Here is a 25,048-nt window from a genome sequence, read left to right as displayed (position 1 = left end):
ATATAATATATTTATCAGTAACCCGGATTTTGCTTTATCGCCGAAGCTGCATCAATAGTTGTCTGCGGGATCGGCCACAAATAGTTTTTTGCAGAATCAAAGATCCTTACTTCCGTTTTGATTCGCTCTTCCGTCAGTTTCAACTCTCCCGTTTCCGGATTCACTTTACCCAGACGACATCCGTACACCTGTCCGGGCATCACTTCTTCACCAATCTTCCAACGACAAACATCAAACCAGCGCAAGCCTTCCAAAGCCAGCTCGACCCGGCGTTCACGGCGTACCAGTTCTCTCATTTTAGTTTGACCTGAATAGACCGCTTTATCCACTTCCTGCATACCGGCACGAGTCCGGATTTCATTCAGAACATCATATACAGACGCGTCTATCTGGCCTAATTCCACTTTACATTCTGCATACATCAATAAAACTTCCGCATAACGCATAGCAATAGCATTCATAGCTGTATTCCACATATCAGAATAATCACTTAAATTATCCACATATTTACGAACCAGATAGCCTGTTTTAGAACGCCCGTAAGGAGCATAATAATCACCGTTGGGATCAGCCTGGTCTATCGGATCATAATATTTTCCTTCATACAGATCACCCGGACACAATATACTGGCGCTAAGACGGGGATCACGATTTTGATAGGGTTGATCCGGATTATAAAGAGGAGACTCTTCTATCGTTTTCCCATCCGTACATTCATAGACATCTACTAAACTTTGGGTCGGATTAATCGAGCACCATCCTCCGTTACTGGCCGGAGGTAATATACCCAATATTCCATTTTCATACAAATTTTCTACATACTGAACATCCATTATTACTTCCTGATTATTTTTATTAGCGATCCGGAACAGACCCCTATAATCCGGAAATAAGGAATATCCCAACTGCATAATTTCTTCACATACTTTCAAACAGTCTGCATACTGATTATTGAACAACAATGTTCTAGCCCTCAGTGTTAATGCAGCACCTCTGGTTACCCGACCAACATCACTGCCGGTATATTTAATATCCAGTTGAGGAGCAATTTCCGTCAGTTCGTCCAAAATAAATTGTATAACCTCGTCTTTCGGATTACGCGGTTTATTGGCATCTGTTATAGGCAACACTTCCTTTACCAAAGGAACATCTCCGTAAAACAGTACTTTCCAGAAATAATCCCATGCACGCAAAAAACGGACTTCGGCAGTAAGTCTGGTTCTTAAAGTTTCATCCATTGCCGGACGATGAATATTTTCCAAGAAATTATTGTAACGAACCATCTTGTCATATCCAAAATAACTCGTTCCCGGATCAGAGGGGGTCGCATACCCTGACGCCTGCACCGACCATCCTTCCCATGGAAACGGATCATGTGCATTATCAGAAGTACAATCCAAAGAAACGACTTCAGTCATTGAAAACCAGCCATCATAACATCCAAGAGCTGCTGCCATAGCATCCTTTTCTGTATTCCAGAATCCCTCATTGGATGGTTGATCCAATGGATTTCTTTCCAAAAAATCGCTGCTACACGCCGATAAAAGCAGCATAACTATTATCGAATAAATTATATTTCTCATTTTTTCACTGTATTAAATTAGAAAACAATATTTACACCAAATGTATGGGCTCTCAACAGAGGATTAGTTCCGCCATCTGTATAGGTTCTTTCCGGATCGAATCCTTTCGGGTATTTTGTAAAAGTGAGCATATTCTGACCACTGTAATAGAACCTGACCTTTTCTATGTTAAGCATTTTCAACCATTCTCTTGGAATCGTATATCCAACCTGAAGATTTTTCAACCGCAGGTAAGAGGCATTTCTCATCCAAAATGATGAATTATAATATATACTGCTGTTTTGTGACCAGGACGACAAGGGCCTCGGGAATTTCCCATCGGGATTTGTTTCTGCATCCCAGGCATCCCGAAACAAAGAAGATGGTTTCGTTTTATCTCCCATCAACTCACCTATTGCCCATGAATGCAGATAACCTTTTACATCAGCTGCTCCCTGAAAAAACAAAGATGCATCCAGATTTTTCCATGTAGCAGACAAATTCAGTCCAAATATCCATTTAGGAGTACTGCATCCTAAATAAACGCGGTCCTCTGCATCTATAACACCATCCTCTTTTATATCTCTATATTTAAAATCACCGGGGCCGGCATTTGCTCTGTTTATTACTGCACTATTTTTTACTTCTTCTTCATTTCTAAAGATACCATCTACAATAAAGCCACCATATGAATCAATAGAATATCCTTCTTGTAAAAAGGTGTATCCGTCCCAGATCCGTGCTCCGTTATTTTTTAAGTCAATAATTTCATTTTTATTGTATGCTGCATTTCCTGTAACATCGACTGTCCAATCTTTGTGCATATATTTGTATCCTATTTGAAATTCAACACCAGTATTATGTACTTCACCCGCATTTTGATAGGGAGCAGACAATCCATAAAGAGGACTAACCGGCAATTTCATTAAAATATCGTACGTCTTTTTCTTATAGGCATCTATTGAAAGAACAAACTGATTGGATAAAAAAGCCGCATCCAAACCTATATTGATTGTTTCAGTCGTCTCCCATTTAATATCTTTATTTGCTCCATCCACAGGTGCAACACCTTGATAAACAGTCCCACCTAAAACGTAATTCTTTTGTGCAAGAACCGATTGGTAAGGATAATTGGCTATCGCCTGATTTCCTAATCTCCCCCATCCACCACGAAGTTTTAAATCTGATAAAATATCTTTGGTTCCTTCCATGAACGACTCATTGATAATTCGCCAGGCAGCAGAGAAAGAAGGGAAATTTCCCCATCGTGTGCTTTCTGCTATACGGGAAGTGCCATCCCGTCTGATATTAACTTCCAATAAATATCTGTTGTCGTAAATATAACTCAAACGTCCGAAAAAAGAACGAAGAGCTATTTCGTAAGCAGAACCGGAGGCTTGCTGACCATCCGGAGAACCTGCATTCAATTCCCACAAGTCATTATTAAGGAAATTGATCCGGTATCCTTTTGTCCAGTCATAACGAGTATATTCCTGTTCGAATCCGGCCATAATACCAATATCATGAAGTCCGAAAGTTTTATCATAATTAACCAACGTCTGCAAATTAACACGCAATTGATTGCTTCGCTCATCGGTTTGACTGTTAGGACCAATATACATACTCGGATCTTCAGTTTTCCAATTATAAAACTGTTGATCTTTTTTGAAACACTCCGCCACATTAGCTTTATATTCAAACCCAACATTTTCCTGAATACTCAATCCTTTGATAGGTTCATAAGTGATATTACCTACAGCACGGCTTGAATACCATTTTTCATTATTAATATTATTAATATCCAAATTGGAAATAGGATTTCCATCCGAATTATAACCATAATAACCATTTGAATATTTATAAGGGACAAAGGGAGCGATTGTATTCACCATAGTAAATAAAGAGCCCGTCGAACCTGTTTTTGCAGAAATAGGCTCTTTCATATCTCCATACATAAGAGACAGATTTACACCGGCTTTGATCACATTGCTTATTTTCGAACTGACATTTCCTCTTATTGTATACCGATCGTATTCTGAGTTTTTCACAATACCGTCTTGCCCTAAATAACCAACCGAAAACATATAAGATGTTCCACCGTTCCCCCCACTAATTTCAGCTCTATGGTTTTGCATAAAACCTGTTTTATAAAACAGATCGTGCCAATCCGTATCTGGATAATTATCAGGATCTGAGCCATCCCTGAATTTAGCAATCTCGTCAGCTGTATATCTCGGAGCTTTTCCTTCATAAACTAATGCTTTATTATACAACTCAGCATATTCCGCAGAAGAAAGATATTCCGGCAAACTAATTGCATCCTGCCATCCGACATATCCGTCATACTTTAAACGAGGAGCCCGGTCAGAACCTTTTTTGGTGGTAATGAGAATTACACCATTAGCAGCACGGGATCCATAGATGGCAGCAGACGAAGCATCTTTCAATACAGACAAACCTTCAATATCATTCGGATCTATATCACTGATACCGCTTACCGGCATTCCATCTACCACATACATCGGATTTGAGTTATTCAATGTACCGGTACCACGGACACGAAGAGTAGGATTATCACGTCCCGGCTGACCTGTGCCGGAAGTGACAGACACCCCTGGCAATAAACCTTGAATCGCATTGGAGATATTAGTTACAGGCCTGTTTTCAATCGATTCCGAATTAACTGCGGCCACAGCTCCGATTACATTCACCTTTTTCTGTACGCCATATCCCACAACAACAACCTCATCAAGAGTCAGTAAATCTTCCTTTAAATAGATACTGATATTACTATTTTTAGGCGTTACCGATTGTGTCAAATAACCTATATAAGAAATTTCCAGAGAACTATTCTGTCCGATAGTAAGCGTAAATTTGCCATCAATATCCGTCACTGTCCCATTCTGAGTACCTTTTTCAACAACATTAGCTCCAATAACAGGCTCACTATTCTGATCATAAACAATTCCCTGCAACTGCTTTCTGTTCTGCTGGGATATCATTTCTTCCCGGTTCGACAGAATAATATAATTATTCACAAACTCATATTTCAGATTATGACCATTTAAAGCCTCTTCCAGATACTCAGAGACTTTCGCTTTCTTTTTTGTTAAAGACAATTCGAAATTTGAACGGACACCAGTTGTACTATATATGACAAGATAGTCGGTCTGTTTTTCTATTTCCTTAAATAGTTCCTCTATCGAGAGTTTATTAGATTTCAACTCGATGACAGCATTCTGTGCTTCAGTTTTAGCAGCAAACAACTGACACGCACAAACAAACATGATAAAAAAGGATAGTTTCATAATTCTGAATGTCTTTTGGTAATTTTTTAGACATAAGAAATGCGTTAACAAAGGATTTATTTTCATATCTTTGTTTTGTTAAGTAAATACTAATTTATTAATCACAAATGGGGTTACTTTTCGTCTAAATCGGTAGATGGGCCAACATCTGCCGATTTTTTTAATTTTTCATGGACTCATATTCTGACTAAATTTTAAGGTTAATAATAAATTTACTTGCTCAACACTATCTGGTTTAATTCATCATCTTTTTTAATATTGAATTTATGTATCCGCTGGATCAACCTGAGTATTTCCAATACGCCATCCCTTTGACGGAATTTTCCGACATACTCATAATTCAGTATCTCCTGATCCTTTACGATTATTTTTACATCATAATATAATTCAAGCTTCTTTATAATGCTTCCCAACTTTTGCTTTTTAAAAGTATAAATGCCTTCACGCCAAAGTAACTCATCCGGATCCATTGTCGATAATTGCATTTCTTTTCCTCTTTGAACCAGATACTGCTCCGGTGAAAGTATGACACCTTCAGTTTCCGATGTCGGGAAATAGGCTTTCACCGAACCTCGCTGAAGATAGACACTGGTATAGTCGCTTTCCGGATAGCTGAATACGTTAAACTGAGTACCCAACGCCTTGACATCTATTGTCCGGGTCGAGACGATGAAAGGAGCTTTTTCATTTTTGGCAACATCGAAAAAACCTTCTCCAGTCAAAAAGACTTTTCGCTCCTTTGTAAAGAATGAAGGATACGATAATTGAGATCCTGCATTCAGCCAGACTTTTGTTCCGTCGGGCAACGTGATTTCCGCACGTTGTCCGGCCGGAACCACCAACTCCTGTTGAAATGCGATCAACTCTTGTTGTTCCATACTATTCCCGGAGAAATAGTAAGACGCTAACATCCACGCAGACACAAAAGCGATCACTAATATTGCTGCATACCGGCCAAACGAGATCAACCACACTTTTCTTTTTTGAGAATCCACCAGTCTTCTAAAGTACCTATATTTCTCGCGTCCCTGCAGGGAATCAGCTTTTTCCGGAACCAACTCCAACATACTATGCAAATGTTGATAGTCTATGATCTGAGATTTCAGTTCAGGATCATTATAAGCTTCTTTTAAAAGCTGATCCTGTTCCTGCTTCGGTAATACTCCCTGACAATATTTTATGATTCTTTCATCCATTATTCACTGTTCTTTATATAGTAAACGAACAGAAAAAATAATCCCCCTAAAGAAATCTGATTATTTTTCTCATTTTTCTTAATTTTCCGGGAAAGACTAATTACTGTATGCCGTATTTATCATTCAATCAGCTCAAAATCATACTTTTCAAACTCATTCCCATTGATTATTACAGCAACCTGGTGAAGTCCGGGATGGAATTTCCTGGTTGTTACCACGCGAAAAGAGTGTTTTCGAGTAATTTGTGTTGTAGAATTTTCGGCGTACTCCTTTTCGCTGATCTTGTGAACTTTCTTTGTCAACGTTCCATTCGCTTTTTGGTAGTAAATTCCGTATTCAAGCCGTATTTTGGTTCTTTTATTGTTCTTATTCAATAAGTTAAAACTAAATTCCAACGAGTTTCCAACTTTAACTTTGGGTATTGAAATTTGAAAATTCTCAATGTGGACACTTTTTACTGTAGAATTAAAACCAAACAGTTCCATCATCTCCGGGTTGCCTTGTTTTAAAAGTGTCCGGCTACCGTGTTTGATAATCCAATCCACTTCCTTCGACTCTCCTTGCCATCTTTTCACCAAATCAATCACAGTTTGAGGATTATCTTTCGCTATATCATTCAAGTTATTAGCAACACTCAAGCGCACAAATCTCGCCGGATCGTTTTTAAGGTTTTCCAGAATTGGAATGATCGGGGCAGGATTTTCTTTCAAATTCGGCAAAGCCATCGCCCAGGGAAGACGCGGACGACACCCTTCTGACGCAAGCCGTCTTACTCCCCAATGTTCATGCTTCGACCAAACTAACATTTGCTGCATCATTTTATCCGGATATTTTATAATAAAAGGATGAACAGAAAATTCACAACTTGTAAACTGGGTGATTTTTTCTATCGCTTTAACAGAGGTTTCGTAATCGTCCAATCCGTATTGTTCTACATAATTATCTAAAACCGGACCATACTCCAATGTTAAGCCAAACTTCGTATCATCTATTTTTGAAAAATCAGGTTGTGTGTTTTTTACATAATCCAACAGTTCAAGTATTTTGGTGATTGCCTCTTTATAATCTGCCGGTAAAAACTTTTTCAGAATTGTTGTAATGTGCATACAACGTTGTTTAAGCTCTCTGTTTTCCCATTCATTATCCATTATTTGGGATACAAACTCACGAGCATCAAAATCTTTGATAACAAGTTTCAAATCTATCGAAAATCTATCGAAAAATTGCTCGTTGTACATGTTTTTAAAAGGTTCTGCCATATTTTTAATTTTTACGCCTTATCAAAAGGACAAAATAAACATCAATAGCGGTAAATAGTTTTTTAACTCCTCTCTTAATTTTTTATAAGCGATAGTCATCTGTGTTTCAATGGTTTTTACAGACACATTCAATTCTTCTGCTATCTCTTTCTGCTTTTTTCCTTCCAGTTTACTTAATATGAATATTTCCCGGCACCGTTCGGGAAGTGCGTTAAGTGCTTTTTCTATTATATCCTTTATATTATCCTCCGAAAGCCCGTCCACATCGAACGCTTCCAAAGAATCAAACTTCATACGGAAGGACAAATCAAAATCTTCCTGCATCCTCGAAGCTGCTTCCTGCTCCAATAGTTTACGACGCAGATAATCGATACATCTGTTCTTCACAGATGTAAATAAATAAGCTATTACGTTTATATGAAAATCCAGTGAATCTCTCTTTTGATAGAAATCAAGAAAAACATCTTGTGTAATGTTCTCTGCTTCTTCTTCAGAAAGGACATAGTCGCGTGCAAAGTGCTTAACACGCGAGTACCATGTTATATAAAAACTCTCGAAATCCATCAATCTCCTTTTAATGTCTTACGGTAAAATCCTTATCACAAACAAATGTAGATAAAAAGATTAAATACGCAAGACATGACCAGTAAGATATTAACAACGATATGAAATTCCATTCCGGTTTCATGTACCTCACCACCAGAAGCATTCGTTATCAATCAGGGAGAACCTAAATGGTCATTATGAAAACATATCCAGACGACCTATATTGTTCTCTACAACCAGTTGTCGTTCGAATGAGTTATCAAAACCTTTATTTTCGTTCAAAAAAAGATCACTACCTTTCTTAAAAATATTATCTTTAATTATAACATTACCTTCAAATTGGCAATCAAAAAAACTAAAGAAACCATTAAAGATATTTCTTTCTAAAATAAAGTCAGCAATGTTATGCCCACCCATTTGGTAGTCAATATCAGAAAGAACTATATTATCAACAAAATGCAATCCTCCTTCAAACCAACTAGAATGAATCACTAATTTGTCAATTATACAGTTACAAATATAAACCTTCTTCGAAAAAATTAAAGAAGTAAAATTTATCTCATCAATAATTGAGTTAGATATATTAATATTCTCATTATTATCTATTGAAATTGAATCAATTCGGCGAGAAGATATATTATTTATATTAATCATATTTTTCACACAATTGCACGATATGTTTCCACCACGTATAAATCCACAGTAGAATAAAGCAAAGAAATATCTTTAATAACAACCTTTACTTCCTCCCAATGCAAACCGCCAAGCCCTGCACCTATCGCTGGCAAAGCTATTGATTTTACATTTTGAGAGACTGCTAATTTACACATCACATTCAAAGCATTTTCGATATATTCTATTTTTGCTTGAGTTCGCCAAGATACTTGTGTTGCCAGATTATAAACATATCCTTCACCATAATTATAGTCAAAGACATCACCAGGATTAAATTGCCCACATTGACACAACAGCTTATACTCCTTATACATAGCTGGATATCTATTTCTAAATTGCAATGCGATACCCTTTCCCATAGCACCTGCACAATTACAACCATGAGCATAACTTGAAACACCTTTTAAAGAGAAAATGTCTCCTTCTTTAATAAAATGAACCATTACTTTCTGTTTTTAAAATTTCATCTTTATCATCTTTACAAAAAAGAAATACCAATACATGCTCTGTTGCGTCATTCCAGACCTTAGAACTTTCCTCCAGTATCTTCATATATACATTTAAGTCCATCGGCGATAATCCAGGTAAAATCCAGAAATAAATCAAGCAAAGCGTCCCAATTATAACCGAAATAACCAGGAAAATTCAAAGCTGTAGACAAATTCTTAAACAAATCATCCTTTGTATTTACCGATGGAACCCATACAAAAAAGATATCTTTAGTTACTGGTGGTTCATACGATTGCAAAAACAAAAAATTATCCATATACCACTTTTTACAAAGTTAGTTTCTATCAAATACAGTCCCATATATAAATCTGGTATTACAACATTCGTTTCAGCAACAAGACAGGAATGGTATAACCCAATATTTATCTAGCTTTATTCCTCCAAAACTACGACATCATTTGCTGATATTATCTTTATAATACCCCCTGTTGTATAAATAGAATAACACTTCAACTCATTAAATATATCTATTGGAATAATCTTATCCATTCCACTTTTATATTCTATAAGAAAAGGATCAGTATCACTAATCTCTGAAGATAAAATAAAATAATTGCCTCTAACATTCTGGTATAGATTAACACTTGATTGATGTACTTTTTCGAATATACATTTCAGATCCTTAAAATATTCATAATTTTCGGAGCCAATATCTTCATCGCTATCAAGTTCACTATTATCTAATACAAATGATAGTGAATTCTTCCCATCAACTTCATTTAAATTATAAAATATACTTTTTATCATTACATCATGATAAAAATAATCAAAAAATAATTTCATATAAATCATTATTTACAAATAAAAATCATTACACACATTAAATGAGATCAAATATAACAATTAAAACTTAATTTTCACTCCAAATCCAGGGTCTGACTTTCCTCCAGGCATATAATGTCTACCTTTCATATTTAAATGATAGTGACTTTGACTTGGTCCTTTCATCCCTGGCGGAGTCGCTGCATCTATTCTCAGTTTTTCAATAAATTCTCCATTTTTCATTATTCCATATGATGTTGAATTAGGAATATTCGCTTTGGGATTCACTACGTAATTACTCGGTATCTGATATTTTACATCATTAGGTAAAACAACCCCCTTATCAGTTACTGCATATGGCAAAGATCGAGTTTGTTCCGTTTGATCTTTAATAGTAGAGGCCAAATTACTTAACTTATCATTAGCAGCTCCAACCGCCGGTTGTTCTACATTTAACGAAGGAGTTGGTGCTTCCAACAACCTCATCTCTGGAGCAGGACGAGTCGCAGTATTGTTAAATGAAAAAGTTCCTCTCCCAAATTGTACCTCTTTGCCAGTCCAGAAATTATTTCCCTTTAGAGCAGCTATACTTCCATTTGCGATTCCACCTGTTAAAGCTCCACCGGCTATACCTATTGCATAATCTTTTAATGACATGAACGGATCACCAAAATACAAACTATTACCGGCACTTTGAACAGGCATCATAGCAGCTGTCCCCGCAGCACCTCCGGCTGCCCCAGCCAAAAATCCTCCTATTCCGCCAGCTGCACCACCAGCTGCTGCAAATGCCAGTCCTCCTGTTGCAGCACCTAGTCCACCGGCAGCTGCTCCAATTCCAAATGCGACAAAGCCATCTTTAAAACTATGCAATTGACCTGATACTGCTTTATAAATCAAATTTACAGTTCCTCCAATAATTGCACCGATAATTATATGTATAAATTCTCCATTTTCATCCACATAGCGGAGCGGATTATTCATAGCATATGCGTACCTATTAAAGTTTTGTGAAAAATCAGGAGCCTGGACATAAGGGTCCGGAGAAAGAAATCGCCCAACGACAGGATCATACAACCGAGCATTCATATTAACAATACCAAACCAAGGCAGATGCTCGTGCCCTGTGTATCCTCTACCTAAAAACAAATCCGGTTCCTCATCCGAAGCATAGACAACGCCTGTAACCGGATCTCGTAGTCGTCCCCATGCGTCATAACTTAATTCCTGTTTCAAAGTTCCATCAGAAGAAACAACCTGCATAATACTTCCCAAATAATCCCGAAGAATATAATAAAGATTGCCTCCGGAATTATCTTTTATATACACAGCTGCAGCGTTGTAATAATCACCAAACAGATAGAGCCTTTCCGAGGTTGAAGACGAACTTTGCTCCAATTCATAACACCCACCCATGTAATAGCGGGTTAATGCATGACTACCATTTTTAGCCAAAGACATTTTTACCCGATCATATTCCCCATTATAAGTAAATGCTGCTACATAGTTATTTTCACTGATTGAATTTGGACGCCAAAATGAGTTATAAGTTACCTCTTGATCTCTTGCTGGAATTCCACTCTCAGCCACAGCTCCGGATATTGCATAAGGCTTTTGATCATTCGTATACTCAAAAGTACCAACATCACTTTTACTCAAAAGATTACCTTTAGCATCATAAGAAACTAACTGATTTGTGTAATTAGTCAAGCGATTCAGATCATCATACTCAAAAAATTCAGTTTTACCTCGGGGAACATCTTTCCTATTTAACAAATTGCTAGTTGTCGGATCAAATGTATAAGCAAAATTCTGATAGGTTTTCGAAAAACCACTTGAACTTCTACCTGAAGGTAAACCGTAGGCTGTAAAATCATACTTACGAGTTATTCCACCGGTCACAACTTCTGTCGGCTGTCCATATGAATTTTCTTTAGACAATTTATAAACGGTTGTCTGACCATTCAGTTTCATTTCACTTAGGTGACCATAAGCATAAATATAATTCTCCGTAGCTAAAACACCCGACTGTGACGTGTATTTTATAGAACTAATATTTCCATCTGCATAAGTATATATTTTTTGAAGCCACTTATTATCTACTGCACTTTCTTTCCAGGTTGTCAATCGCCCGGCAACATCATAGGCAAATGTTTTTGCAGTCCCATTATTTGTCGATATACCAGTTAACTCATCCTTTTCATTATAAGTATAAGTTGTAACAAATTCCGGAGTTGTAACCGATTTCAACCGATTATATGAATCATATCCGGACTGAATGATTTTACCATCAGCATGTGTTTCTTCATATACATTTCCGGAAGTATCATACTTATAGATTGTTCTCCCTTGGCTAGGGTCATCCATGCTAGTCCGTCTCCGATATTTATCATATCCAAATGATGTCGTGACATTACCGGGAGCCACGATGGATATAGGTAGACCGTCTGCATATAAATTATAGGTAATCGTCCCGGCTGGGTCTGTTACCGAAATGAGATTATTTTGTACATCATAATTTCTTGTAGCAGATATTTTATCTTCAACAGTTGTCACGCTATTACCGTTATAACTGTAAGTTGTTTTCCTACCGGATGCTTCTACATAAGAAGTTATCCGATCAAAGTTATCATATGTATATGTATTCCATATAGAAGGGCTACTTCCGGGGAAGGGTAAAGATACTTTTTGCAAATTACCATAGGAATCATATAGTCGATCAGTATTAATAACTGTTCCGTCAAATCGGGTTTCGCTATTTCTCACATTGCGATTTAATGCATCGTAAACAGTCCGCAACACAGGTTTCCCCGTACTCGATTTTTTGATAGAATAAAGACCATTCACTCCTTCTTCCGACCATTGATAATCAGTAGTAAGAGTTGTATTATCAGGCATTGTCACTGATTTTTCTCGCCCAAATACATCATAAATATATGAAGTAGAGCCACCCCGATGATCTTTTATGGACTCTACCCTTCCTGTTGAATTATATACATACTTATTCTTTAAACCTAGAGGATTGGTTACTTCAGATAAACGGCCATAAGTATCATATAAATAAGATGTCGTCAAAGAATTCGTTGATGAATAAAGTTTTGAAGATTCCGATGTTACATTACCCTTTGCATCATATATAAATGTCTGATATTTTGACTGATTTCCATCCACATAATATATCCTTGTCAAAGGAAGCCCCGAAACATGCGAAGAAATGCTCATGCGCTCCGTATAAGTAGACGCTCCACGAGTTACCGCCACTGTCTGGTCTGTTAGAAAACCCAGATAATAACCATCACTGACTTCTACTTTTGAACTGTACACATTTGTTTTTTTTATACTTATATTCCCGGTATATGCAGTTATTTCTTGCGTTGGATATCCATAAGTATCATAAATAAACGATTTACTGGCAGAGGTTTTCTTCAACAAATCCTCCTCTACTTTACTATTTAGTCTGATTTTTACAATTTTATCTGTTTGTACATCAACAGCATAATTATAGGTTTTCTTAAATTCAGGTGAAATTTCACTTTTCAAAACACTATAACGATAAGGTTCGTAGGTCTGTACCAGACTTTGCCCTCTTTTGTTATAACATGTTATAGTTTCAAATCCCCGAAAACCTAAACCTTGACGGTGAATAACAGCATTACGATAAAGAAAACGACTGTTATCGATTTTTTCTTTATTCATATATGTTTCAAAAGAGGCTAAAACTGCTATCGGTTCGTGAATATTCACGTAAGGAAAAACAGCACCTGTTCCTTTTGAATAAACTCCAGAACCTATCCCTTCTTCATTGATTAACTGATATTTATTCTTTTCAATAACTCCCAAGCTATTTACCATACCTGTAGCCAAAACTTCCTTGCTATCATTTCTTGAAAAAGAATATTTAGTTACTTTTCCCTCCTTTAAACTGATCAACTGCGTAAAATAGCTATGTGTATTTATATTCGTTGGAACCAATATTGATCCTGTTGAAGGAAAACTTTCATAACAGGTAGAAATACCCACACTATTGTTTTTTGCCAAATACGTAAAAAATCCACTTGAACTGTATTTCACAAGATCAGTCATACCATCTCCATTGATATCCTGCATGATAAATCCCTCTTTAGCGGAACTAGGATTATAAGTCCCGCTAAATGTTGATTTGTCAAACTGACCATTACCTGTTGAGTTATAGGAAGTCCATGTATAAAGATTTGCTGCACCCGTTTCATTTGAAGGAGAAACAAGTAAATCCATCAAACCATCTCCGTTTATTTCACCTAACAACAAAGCTCGATTTGCTAAATCTGCTCTTTTTAACCCCGTATAAGTGCCTATTTTACGAGAAGACCAAGAAGTTCCTGATACATCAAATGTATAAATACTAACTCCGTTTACACCAACGTGGCAAATATCACTTTTCCCGTCACCATCATAATCCATTACAAAAAGTTTATCAGTATTATTTGCTGCAACTTTTGGATCAGTCTGCTGCGTCCCTACAAAATCAACGGAATAAGGGAAAACATGATTTTGATAAAGAATACGATTACCAGCTAAATCAAACAAATAACATGTAGAAGGTTTACTGGTATCTCCAAATGGTTGATGACAAGAGACTGCTAGTATTTCCATTTTCCCATCACCATTAAAATCTCCTGAGTAATAGTATTTTGGTTGGATACTTTTACCATCATCTGCATCTGTATAAACAGTTGGAAAACTGAAAGTTCGTGTATACTTCTTACTTAAACCAGAGTAAAGATTCGAACGATATACATGGAATGTAACCTGATCCTTATCATTCACAACCTGATTATTGATTTTAATCACATATTCTTCCTGTTGTCCTTCTATATCTGCACAAATAATATCTACAAAACCTTTTTCCGTTAATAAATTAGGCATCGGACTTGCCATATTATCGGTCAAACCTGCATACAAAAAAATCTTTTCATCTCCGGTATAATTATTATCGAATCTATTTTGAGAATGACGGAAGGAAGTTGAATGACGATAATGCTTCCAATAGGGATTTTGATTTGGCAACGAAATCAATCCATCAGCTCCACTGTCATAATCAAATTTTCCTTTGGCAACTTTGATCATTGCCGGATCATCAGCCTTATACCACTCAAGTAATTGAGTTACAGATTCAGTATAGGTATTCGCAATCACTCCCTCTCCATAATAAAAAAGCAAAGGATTATAAGAATTGCCATTCGCCCTATAATCGATTTTTGTTAAAAGTGACAAGTTGTTTTGAGTTGTATAAGACAATGCATAAGTACCTAAAACAGATGAACCTAATTTACATACAATATTTTGTAATAAATTTGTTTCATTCACTTTCAGCCCTCCACTGTAAAAAAGAACTGGATCAGGGCGAGATGTCTGATATTGAAATTCGATAGAAGCCCCATTATACACAATCTTAGATATCCGATAATGATTATCTACATAAGTATATGAATAATCGATCTTATTTCCTTTTAAGTCTGAAAGAGAAATTATTGGATAAAATAAATTGTTCACCGTATTTGCCGTAAAGCCAAAAATTCCTTTATTTCCGTCCGGATAAAAGACTTCGAAGTATTTTGTTACATTTCCTGAAATGTAAGACTTTACCTTTATATTTCCTTGCTCCGATTCATATATAATATTACTGGTTGTTTCACTTTTCTTAATTAAATGAACACCATTTAAAACAAATATATCTTCCTTATTTAATTGAATACCCTGCGACTTACCATCATAATATACAGATTTTCCACTTCTGGATATCATTGGAATACCAGATAAAGACCATCCAATTCCTACTACATTGTTTCCTTGCTGGCTATTATAAAATAATGATAAATCCGGATTAAATCCTTTCATTCCGGGATATACATCAATGGGGATATTATATGTTTTTGCACCTGTTGATGTCGTCCCTGATTGAATAACAATTTGTCCGACAGCTTTAGTCTTATCTAATACAACAGAATTAGGAACATGCATATTATCCGTCAACAAAGGAGTTATTGAAGTTCCCTCATTTGATTCACCCTGATTTCCCAATATAACAGTATCCATTTTTTGGGCAATAACCGGCGGATATAGTGATGCAAAAACAGAATCTTCATAAACTCGATAATCTTCATCTGTCCAGCCAATAAATCTGTTATTAATTACACTGTTGAGTGGATCTAATAAAGTTTGAGCTACCCCTGTGAAACAAGTGTAGATAAAAATAAGTATGTAATATATTGTATATTTATTCATAACTAAGCAAATTCTTTAATAATTAGAAGGTTACACTTAATAAACAACCCGCCTTAAAATTCTATTGCCGGAAGCATTGTAAATAAACTCAACAATTGAAGCCTCTTTCTTTTTTATATTCAAGACACCTCCTAATTCTGCTTCAAAAGAACCATTTATTAAAACAGCATCCGGTGCGGATAATGTCAAATCTCCATTATTAGTAATTGTTACATTCTTTACAATAAGAGTATTACACCCCTGAACTGAAACCGTCGAAGAGACTGTCCGGTTTTCAAACGTATTGACACATGAACCTGTAGCAAAGACAGATATACTGTCTGAAAGTTGCTCTGTTCTTAGACTATCAGATACAATCCGACCTGAATTATCACTTAGTTCTTTCCCGTTTTTTAAATCTTTCGAAGATAAGGAATTCACAAATCCAAATAACAAGAAAGATAGCATACATATCTTTATGTATGCCATAAACATATTTTCTCTTTTCATAGAAAAATCAGTTTACAAATTTCTTCAATGTATCTGCTTTCTGTCCGTCCACATACAACGCATAGATAAACGTTCCCAAACCGATCTCGGATGGATTTATTTCCAGAGTATCACTTGTGGTCGTCAAGGTTATTTTCTTTAACATTCTTCCAGCAATATCAAACACCTGCAAATATGCATTGGAAAAAGTAGAAGGCAATGTATAAGAAACTGAGGTTCCGGCTCTATTATATAATTTTGCTCCTTCAATAAGGATATTACCTGTAGATGTTGAACGCAGTAGCGATCTACTTTCCTCAGGCAAAAGGCTCTGCAAAATATCTATTTCGTTCTGCTGTGCCTGAATAGTCTGTTGCATTTCTTTGAGGCTTTCTACGATCAGAGGTATAAAACCTATATAATCGATCGACTTGACTCCATTTTCGTCTGTCTGTACCAGCTCCGGCAAAACTTTCTCTATATCTTGTGCCAAAAAACCGATTCTTTTGCGACTGGCATCTTCTGCTTCTTTCCTATCAACTGCATTCTGATAAAGTCTATCATCATTCTCTTTACCTGTCAATGGGGCATTTGAAGAAACATTTGCACCATTCTGCATATTCTGAACTTCAGTAAACTTTGATGCATCCTGTTCACGATATTTATTAATTTCAGAAAGTTTATAATTATAACTAACCCCATTTAACTGACTTACAACACTTAATGGATTTTGAAGTGTCTGAACATTCTCTTTCAACCGGGCATCCGAAGTTATATTCACACCATTTACCCGAAGATTCGTATTAAAAATAAAATTACTATTGGATGCCGGAGCGTAATATGCTACAATATTATTTGCTTGACCACTTGTAGTTAAATAGATACCTCTTTTCCCATGTAACCAAAGTTGATCCGTATCGTCCGACCCATATTCCCCGATAAAGACATTCCACCCTTGATTGGGATATTGTCCAAAATCACCGAATGTTAATTTTGAACCGGAACGCATATCACCATAAGGTCCAAATACCTGCATGGTTGTTACATTCAGAGGATCTTCTGTCGGATCTGTTCTAAGTGTCCCCACCTGGACACGTCCATTTTGCAATAATCTCAACTGGGCATTTGAGGTAAAACACAAACAAATAATTAAAACGGTTAATAGGTAAATCTTCTTTTTCATAAAAACATTTTTCATTTTATCAACAATTAAATACATAAACAGCAGAACATGGAAAATAACCAAAGGCTTTTCTATTCAATAAATCACTAAAAAACAAGCACTTATAGACCTCATAGCACTCTCTTTCAGACTTAGCTGATTATATATATAATTTCAAATTAGACAAACTAATATAAATTATAATTCCATTCTAAATCCTTTGGGCTTCGTGGATAATATTTTTTTACAGCAGAACCTTGAGGAAAAGTACAATCAACATATATTAAGTGAGTTGCAAGAACAGTAGGATTACCTATACTACGTATTGAATAACCCATATGATCATAATCAGTATCCTCTTTACCATTTACAACAACAGGCATTCCACCACAATTCCAAGAAGGATATGAAAAAAACTTCTTTCCCTCAGTATCTATATCTGCTTCTATTGTTAAGTATTGTACAGAATAAATCGTAGAAGAATTAACACCTATCTTATTCGCCATATCCTTCCCAAATTGCATTTTGGGCAAACTTTGTCTTACTATCTTTCTTGAATACCCCTTAACACCTTGTGCTAAAAATCCCTTAGAAGAAATATATGGAGAATGATCATAATACTGAAAAACAGATTCCTCTCTTCCTTTTATAAAAGAGTTAAAATCATCCAAAGAGTTAACAATTAACACTTCACTATTCTCTGCACTCGAAGAAAACTCTGTAAAATACATATTTTCAAATTTATCTTCTGCACATGAAGAAATAAAGATCATAAAAATAAAAAGACAAATAACACTTTTCATAATAAACATATTTCAATAATAAATAAAAAATCAACGGGTCAAATAAAACGCCAAATTTGTATTATATATATTAAATTTACCACATTCATCTATATCTTTTTCATCCCATGCAAAAAATATATGTTCTAAATCAAATAGTTCTTCATCATTATAATAACCCTTTGCTCTAATCACCATTGAATCCTTTTTACTCTCTCCTATTTTTATAGCTGTCAATTCGAATGATAGAAAAGTAGCATCATTATCAGTATAATATTTTGCAAAAGATTTTTTATTATCTATTTGACCAACTTCATAAATATCATTAAATAGTTTTCCATCATTATTATAGAAATGAATACTATTACAATTCCCTGCACTAACAGTAGAAGATATTGAAAAATCCAAATAAGAACCTGACTGATATATCTCAATCATATACTTTCCTTTTGGACCAAGATTTAAACAATTACTATCACTTTCCCCACATGAAATCATAGGAGTCAACAAAATAAACATCAACACTTTTAACCTAACGCATATCATATAAAAAAAATTAGCACTTATAAATATAACTAAAATCAACTACCAAATTATAAACAACGTCCTATAGGCCTTACAGACCATAAACATTATTTGTAAGGCTTAACTTCATTCAACACAATTAAAGAGTTAAGATAGAATAATTAAATAGATATTCAGATTTTTCTTCCCTTGGCCACCAATAATGAGTAAAACCAGGATTAAATATATCATCACTATCCAAAAATTTTATTTCTAATACATAAGATAGCATACAAACATTACTACCACTAGAGGTCTCGTAAGCCTCATAATCTCTATAACAATTCCATAATTGTTGACGATTTGAGGGTTTTAAAGCGCATTTAGGAGATTTAACAGGACTAAAATACTGATTTACGCCAAGTTTAACACCTACTTCCAGATATCTCCAAGCACATATATACGTTTTATTTCTTTTTATAGGATGAAATGAAGAACCACTGTAAGCATTATTTATAGCATCAGCTAATTCTGTATACATTTTAATTTTAACATAATTTTGCCCTTCAACTATCCTATAGTAATCTTTACCATAACTTGCATGATATGTAAAATCATCAATACTATAACGTGGTTGTATATGTGTTAAATTTTCTATTTTCATATACCCCCTTTTATTCATATTCACAGTAGTTACAGAATCAAGTCTAGAGAATAGTTCATCAATATTATTTTCATCATATACAACATCTCCTGCTTTTTCTCTCATCTCATCCATTGTTAAAGCATTAGAATCAATACTATTACTTGCTGCAGAATTAAAACTCATAACTCCCTCTTGCTGACAGGAAAAAAACAATAAGGAGATTAATAGATAAACATTTATTCTAAACATAATGATTTTTATATTATTTATAATAGTATATAATTCCACTCTAATTTTTCAGGTATTCTTGGATAAGCTTTCCTTACTGCTGAACCACTAAAAGATCCAGAAATATAGTAAAGATGAGTTGACAGTGTCGTTGGATTTCCTATTTTTTGTATCCGATATCCTAGTTTATCAAAATCACTAGTTTCTACATCATTACTTCCCATTATCGGTTTTGCCCCACAATTTGGAGATTCTACAAGAAAAAATCTTTTCCCTTCTGTAAAAACATCTTTCTCATATCTATCTAAGCTTACAAAATAGATAAGATAAGGTTCTACACCGATTAAAGCTGCTAGATCAGGACCAAATTGTGTTTTCTGTTCCGGTCTTACAGTGTACTTTCTTGTAAATCCTTCTTTTGTTTGGATAGGAGGATTAGCTTTTGTACTAGACAGAAATGATTCTGTCAAAATATCTATACCCATAGTATTATCATAGCCAAATAATAAATCAAGTTCTCCTAAAGAATTCACAATAGGATAGTCGTCAATTAATACGTTGGTCATTTCCTGAATCTGTTCTGATTCTAATTTATCAGAACAAGAAAAAGCAATTAACACAAATAAAAACGATAAAAAAAAAATTAATAATTTTCATATTCATATTTTTACAATTTTACACGATCACAAACATAACAGACTCACATATTATAATTATTATTCAAGATCAAAAATCCTTCATATAACAAAATCACCCAACAGCTGAGATCCTTCAGTATCTGTAAATACAATCTTATATTTTCCCTCTGAATAATTACTCATATCTATAGACAAATTCATATTATCTAAAAAAGATACTACATTATTATAAAGTATCACATTACAACTATTCATAATAGTAATATCTATTTTACCTAAATCAGATAAAAAGTAAATCTCTAAAAATGTTCCATTCAAAAAAGCCTGTACAGGTGATATTCCACGAGACGTTGGTGTAGACAAACGACCATTCAAAGAAATCGGAGAAGAACGGGCACGATTATATTTCTTTTCAAAAGAAATATATTTTTTTCCCTGACTATGAGTAATCATTAGGTTACCCATAAGAATAATTAAACACAATAGCACTTTTGTCATACTTGATAAATATTTATAAAAAACAATATCTTTTACGACAAAAGTATACATATCGATACATCTGCTCAATAGTACATTACAGATATATAACTTTTAAATAGATCAAAAAATAAATATATAGCTGATAATAAAGAGTATAAACAATAATGAATACAATTCCTTTATAAACTTTTGAACTGTTAGAAATAATCATTTATTCAATCTCTCATTCAAAAAATCATTCAAATTTCCAAAAGACTCAACCCCCAATCTCTTCCGTATCGCTGAACGTTTGGTATTAATCGTATTTACGCTAAGGTCTAAAATAATAGCGATCTCATCACTAGAGAATTTGGTATAAGTTAGACAAATAATACGAAATTCCGTTTCATCTAATTGAGGATACAATTCCCTCAACTTAATAAAAAAATCTTCGTGTAACTCATTCATTACACCATACAATACATTCCAATCCAAAGACTCCCGTCCATAAAGGATTTCATTGAATTTTTTGGGCCAAAAATCACTTTTTGCAGAATTACCTTTTTTTATATAAATTTCCAAATTAGCGGTCTTTTTTAAAATATTAAAATGACGAAGCAAATAGGATCTAAATGTTTTTTCCTTTTCGTCAAAGCTTTCAGTCATATTTTTCAGCTGTTGAAATTTTTCTTCTAATTCAGTCATTTTCTTTTTATCAGAATTATTCCTTTTATAAAAAACAAATATCACAACAAATATTACTGATAAAGCAATCACTAAATTAATTATAAGGTAAGTTCTATTCAATTTTAGCTGAACATTATGTAAACGAACTTTTTCGTAATCATATTTTTTCTGAAAATCCAATAAATTATTATTAACTTTACAAGCAAATATTGATAAAAGATTATCTGAATAGTTTTTATGACTTTCTAATGCAGCGAAATAACAACCTTGTTGTTCTTGGATACTTGAAAGTATTTCATATAAAGAAGCTTTAACAGAGAGATCTTTTATATTGTCTTTCTTTTGCAAAGATTGATTGATATAAATATAGGCTGAATCCAATTGACCATTTTGTGCATATACCTCGGCTAAAACATTATATGTTTTTATCCGATTTTCTTGATCTGATTCATAAAGTAAAGCTTCCTTCAAATAATTAACAGCTTTTAGATACTCGCCATTTCTGGAGTATAAAACACCAATATTTTGTCTAACATAAAATTGCTCCTTATACATCTTTTTCTTATCAATCAGATTTAAACACTTCACATAATAGTGTAAAGCACTATCTGGTTTCTCCAAATACTGATAACAATCCCCTATTTGAATATACGAATTAGCCTCATTCTTTATATCGATCGCCTGTTTATAAAAATCTGTTGATTTACGGAAATAACATATAGCATCTTCTATATCAAGCTGATTCAATAAAATATTCCCTATTGCACTATGTATTAAACCTTTCAACTTTGAGTTGTTGTCTTTCTCTGCATAATCTAAAGCAAAAAGATAATTTTTCAATGCTTTTTCTTTATTATCACATTCATTGTAATAGCAGCCACAATAATAAGCAGACAATGCTATATTATGAATATCCTTCTTTTTCAAATAATACTCCTTTACTGAAAGGATCGTTGAATCGGATGTAATATCCTGATACGATTTATATTCAGCCTGAATTTTCAATAAGATATATCGATTATATTCCTTCGTGTTTAATTCTTCCGGATAAAGGATAGAGCCCAATACTGATAAAGCACTGTCAGGATCAGTTTCCAAAAGAGATTCTGATTCCGAAAATATCACATCATATTTTCCAGATATGCAGGAAATGCATAAAAACATCTGAATGAATAAGATAGGTAGTATATATTTTTTCATAACTGTATATATTATTTGTGTTGTCTCTTTGTTTTTTCCAACATTCTCTCTAATCGCGAAACTACACAAATAAAATTGTTCAAACAATATATACAGCCGTTATTTTTCAATAAGATTTTCCCTTTCAATCATAATTGTCAATCCTAACAACTTATGGCATTGTTTTCGGAATGTCGAAGCCTAAAACAGTTCTTTCGGATTCATCCTTAGAAAGTCGGCATAAGGTATTCCCCCCGTACCGACTAACAATACTTTTTCAGGATTATATTTCTCTGCAAAGATTTTCATTCCTTTATTATCTGCATGTATCCCGCTCTTTACTTCTAAGGCAATCACCTTACTTCCTTTCTCGATAATAAAATCGACTTCGTTATTACCTTCACGCCAATAATAAAGCCCATAACGCTCCGATATAGAATGATTAATCAGATGAGCACCGATAGAAGACTCTACTAACCGCCCCCATTCTTTCGGATTCACAGTTACCTCAGAAAACGAAGTATCGCTTTGAGCAGTTACTAACGCATTATTATAAACTTGAAATTTAGGACTCGACGAACGTTTACGGATTATATCGCCTGCATATTTTTCCACTCCGCCCAAAAGACCACAATCTGACAATAAATTCAGATAATTAGCCAAAGTTGTCGTGTTGCCGGCATCCTGCAATTGTCCGACAATCTTTGTAAAGGAAAGGATTTGCCCGGAATATAAAGAGCCTAGTTCAAACAGACGTTTCAACAAAGCCGGCTTATCCACTCGCGTGAGCATCAAAATATCTTTTGATATACTGGTTTCAATAAGCGCATCATTTATATAATTCTTCCAACGACTTTCATCTTTTATCAATGAAGCGGAGCCCGGATAACCGCCAAAATACACATATTGTTCAATGCTCCAACCAAAAGCAACCTGCATCTCAGCGAACGACCAATGCCCCAGATAAAGAGTTTCAAAACGACCGGCTAACGACTCGGTTAACCCTTTTTGAATCAACAACCGAGAGGATCCTAACAGAATAACTTTGATATTTATCCCCTCATGTGTGTCCCGATCCCATTGCTGCTTAACAACTTCACTCCAGTTATCTATTTTTTGTATTTCATCGATAACGAGCAGATATTCCGAAGCTCCGGACATCTTCATTTGCAAGCGGGCAGTCTCCCAAACCTGTAGCAACCAGGTAGAGTTCGTAGCCAAAACAGCATCTGCCGATTCAAACAGGTATGGAATCGATATTTGAGATAACAACTGCGTTATCATCGTTGTTTTACCCACCTGACGAGGGCCAAGAATCACCTGAATGAATGTTCTTGGCTCTGATATTCTACCTTTAATCTCCTGTAAATAAGACCGTTCAAACATACAATATAAATTTACTCAATAAACTGAGTAAATTTACTCAATACTCAAATATAAACAAAATAATCTCTTAAGTTTTTCAAAATCCCATCCAATACAAATCAGCACACTGTGTCCTTTAACCGATCATCTCTCTCATTACTATTCATTGTTCGCCAACAAATACATCACCTTATTCCGGTATCCGACCCTGACAAGCACACCTTCCTCCACAAATTTTTTCAGATCAGTTTCAGCCCGATACCGGGAGCAACCGACAGCTTCCGCATAGCCACGCGGGCTGATACTGTCCCAGGTAGCAATATAACTCAATAGTTTCTTTTTACGCTCCTCCCAACTATCCGGTTTCTTTTTTTCCTTTACATACGTCAAATCTATTCCACGCAATTTTTCCCGTAAAGAAGTGGAACAACGATAGTTGATCCCGTCTACGTAAACCGTATTCTTGGTTCCATCTTTCTTACTCGGAACAGTTTTCAGTGATGGTGAGAAATATCCCAGATCATCCAACTCCACATGACAACCATCTTCCAGAGCCAGTTCGATCACCCAGGCAAATGAATCCAACACACTTTTCACCTCCGCCGAAGAAACAGCCGAACGTTCGCTTATCAATTTGCAGACTTTTTCCAGATTATAAGTGCCCTGGCTGATTGCACGTGCATGGCTCAACTTACTTCCTTTCCGACTGTTGGGTTTCGGTGTTGAATAAACTTTAAATTTTATAGCCATAGTATTATTTATTAGGTTACGTACTATTTTCATTTATATGCGATACTAATTGAAATTAGTATCGCATATAATCAGTGGTTGACAACCGTCCGCCGTAT

At 35.0% G+C, this 25,048-nt stretch carries 20 protein-coding genes; all 20 read right to left on the bottom strand.

Annotation, left to right across the window (positions count from 1 at the left end; all coding sequences use genetic code 11):
• Window positions 1–14: 14 nt before the first annotated feature.
• A complete protein-coding gene (locus QZ076_RS03835; RefSeq protein WP_293710513.1) occupies window positions 15–1,583 on the bottom strand; it encodes a RagB/SusD family nutrient uptake outer membrane protein in 1,569 nt (522 codons plus the stop codon).
• 17 nt (window positions 1,584–1,600) lie between these two features.
• Window positions 1,601–4,870, bottom strand: a complete 3,270-nt coding sequence (locus QZ076_RS03830; RefSeq protein ID WP_293710512.1) for a TonB-dependent receptor — start codon at window positions 4,868–4,870, stop codon at window positions 1,601–1,603.
• Window positions 4,871–5,082: 212 nt separating this feature from the next.
• Window positions 5,083–6,066 carry a FecR domain-containing protein gene (locus tag QZ076_RS03825; protein ID WP_293710511.1) on the bottom strand — a complete coding sequence of 328 codons (984 nt, stop codon included), beginning with the start codon at window positions 6,064–6,066 and terminating at the stop codon, window positions 5,083–5,085.
• A gap of 119 nt (window positions 6,067–6,185) precedes the next feature.
• Window positions 6,186–7,325: a DNA alkylation repair protein gene (locus tag QZ076_RS03820; RefSeq protein ID WP_293710510.1), complete on the bottom strand. Its 1,140-nt coding sequence runs from the start codon at window positions 7,323–7,325 to the stop codon at window positions 6,186–6,188.
• Window positions 7,326–7,346: 21 nt separating this feature from the next.
• Window positions 7,347–7,889, bottom strand: coding sequence for an RNA polymerase sigma-70 factor (locus QZ076_RS03815; RefSeq protein WP_293710509.1), 543 nt, complete (start codon window positions 7,887–7,889; stop codon window positions 7,347–7,349).
• Between the two features lie 177 nt (window positions 7,890–8,066).
• A complete protein-coding gene (locus QZ076_RS03810; RefSeq protein ID WP_293710508.1) occupies window positions 8,067–8,525 on the bottom strand; it encodes a hypothetical protein in 459 nt (152 codons plus the stop codon).
• A 5-nt stretch (window positions 8,526–8,530) separates the two neighbouring features.
• Window positions 8,531–8,989 carry a macro domain-containing protein gene (locus tag QZ076_RS03805; protein ID WP_293710507.1) on the bottom strand — a complete coding sequence of 153 codons (459 nt, stop codon included), beginning with the start codon at window positions 8,987–8,989 and terminating at the stop codon, window positions 8,531–8,533.
• An 83-nt stretch (window positions 8,990–9,072) separates the two neighbouring features.
• Entirely contained in the window at window positions 9,073–9,312 is a 240-nt protein-coding gene (locus QZ076_RS03800) for a barstar family protein (RefSeq protein WP_293710506.1), read from the bottom strand.
• Window positions 9,313–9,428: 116 nt separating this feature from the next.
• Window positions 9,429–9,839, bottom strand: a complete 411-nt coding sequence (locus tag QZ076_RS03795; RefSeq protein WP_293710504.1) for a hypothetical protein — start codon at window positions 9,837–9,839, stop codon at window positions 9,429–9,431.
• 60 nt (window positions 9,840–9,899) lie between these two features.
• The gene (locus QZ076_RS03790) at window positions 9,900–16,082 is read right to left on the bottom strand and encodes an RHS repeat-associated core domain-containing protein (RefSeq protein ID WP_293710502.1); all 6,183 of its coding nucleotides are present in this window, start codon (window positions 16,080–16,082) and stop codon (window positions 9,900–9,902) included.
• Window positions 16,083–16,118: 36 nt separating this feature from the next.
• Complete coding sequence (locus QZ076_RS03785) at window positions 16,119–16,571, bottom strand: hypothetical protein (protein ID WP_293710500.1); 453 nt, start codon at window positions 16,569–16,571, stop codon at window positions 16,119–16,121.
• A 7-nt stretch (window positions 16,572–16,578) separates the two neighbouring features.
• Window positions 16,579–17,733: a tail fiber domain-containing protein gene (locus tag QZ076_RS03780; protein ID WP_293710498.1), complete on the bottom strand. Its 1,155-nt coding sequence runs from the start codon at window positions 17,731–17,733 to the stop codon at window positions 16,579–16,581.
• A gap of 167 nt (window positions 17,734–17,900) precedes the next feature.
• Window positions 17,901–18,515 carry a hypothetical protein gene (locus tag QZ076_RS03775; protein WP_293710496.1) on the bottom strand — a complete coding sequence of 205 codons (615 nt, stop codon included), beginning with the start codon at window positions 18,513–18,515 and terminating at the stop codon, window positions 17,901–17,903.
• Window positions 18,516–18,545: 30 nt separating this feature from the next.
• A complete protein-coding gene (locus tag QZ076_RS03770; RefSeq protein ID WP_293710494.1) occupies window positions 18,546–19,013 on the bottom strand; it encodes a beta-barrel fold lipoprotein in 468 nt (155 codons plus the stop codon).
• A 145-nt stretch (window positions 19,014–19,158) separates the two neighbouring features.
• Complete coding sequence (locus QZ076_RS03765) at window positions 19,159–19,893, bottom strand: hypothetical protein (RefSeq protein ID WP_293710492.1); 735 nt, start codon at window positions 19,891–19,893, stop codon at window positions 19,159–19,161.
• 17 nt (window positions 19,894–19,910) lie between these two features.
• On the bottom strand, window positions 19,911–20,438 hold the full coding sequence (locus tag QZ076_RS03760) for a hypothetical protein (RefSeq protein ID WP_293710490.1): 528 nt from the start codon (window positions 20,436–20,438) through the stop codon (window positions 19,911–19,913).
• Window positions 20,439–20,609: 171 nt separating this feature from the next.
• The gene (locus tag QZ076_RS03755; RefSeq protein ID WP_293710488.1) at window positions 20,610–21,008 is read right to left on the bottom strand and encodes a DUF3244 domain-containing protein; all 399 of its coding nucleotides are present in this window, start codon (window positions 21,006–21,008) and stop codon (window positions 20,610–20,612) included.
• A 189-nt stretch (window positions 21,009–21,197) separates the two neighbouring features.
• Window positions 21,198–22,856 (bottom strand): LuxR C-terminal-related transcriptional regulator, encoded by a 1,659-nt coding sequence (locus tag QZ076_RS03750; RefSeq protein WP_293710487.1) that lies wholly within the window; start codon window positions 22,854–22,856, stop codon window positions 21,198–21,200.
• Window positions 22,857–23,036: 180 nt separating this feature from the next.
• On the bottom strand, window positions 23,037–24,221 hold the full coding sequence (locus tag QZ076_RS03745) for an ATP-binding protein (protein WP_293710485.1): 1,185 nt from the start codon (window positions 24,219–24,221) through the stop codon (window positions 23,037–23,039).
• A gap of 138 nt (window positions 24,222–24,359) precedes the next feature.
• Entirely contained in the window at window positions 24,360–24,950 is a 591-nt protein-coding gene (locus QZ076_RS03740) for an HU family DNA-binding protein (RefSeq protein ID WP_293710483.1), read from the bottom strand.
• Window positions 24,951–25,048: the final 98 nt, after the last annotated feature.

The sequence above is a fragment of the uncultured Parabacteroides sp. genome, from assembly GCF_905196875.1.
In the GTDB taxonomy this organism is placed as follows: Bacteria; Bacteroidota; Bacteroidia; order Bacteroidales; family Tannerellaceae; genus Parabacteroides.
This window is presented reverse-complemented; position numbering and strand designations above follow the sequence as displayed.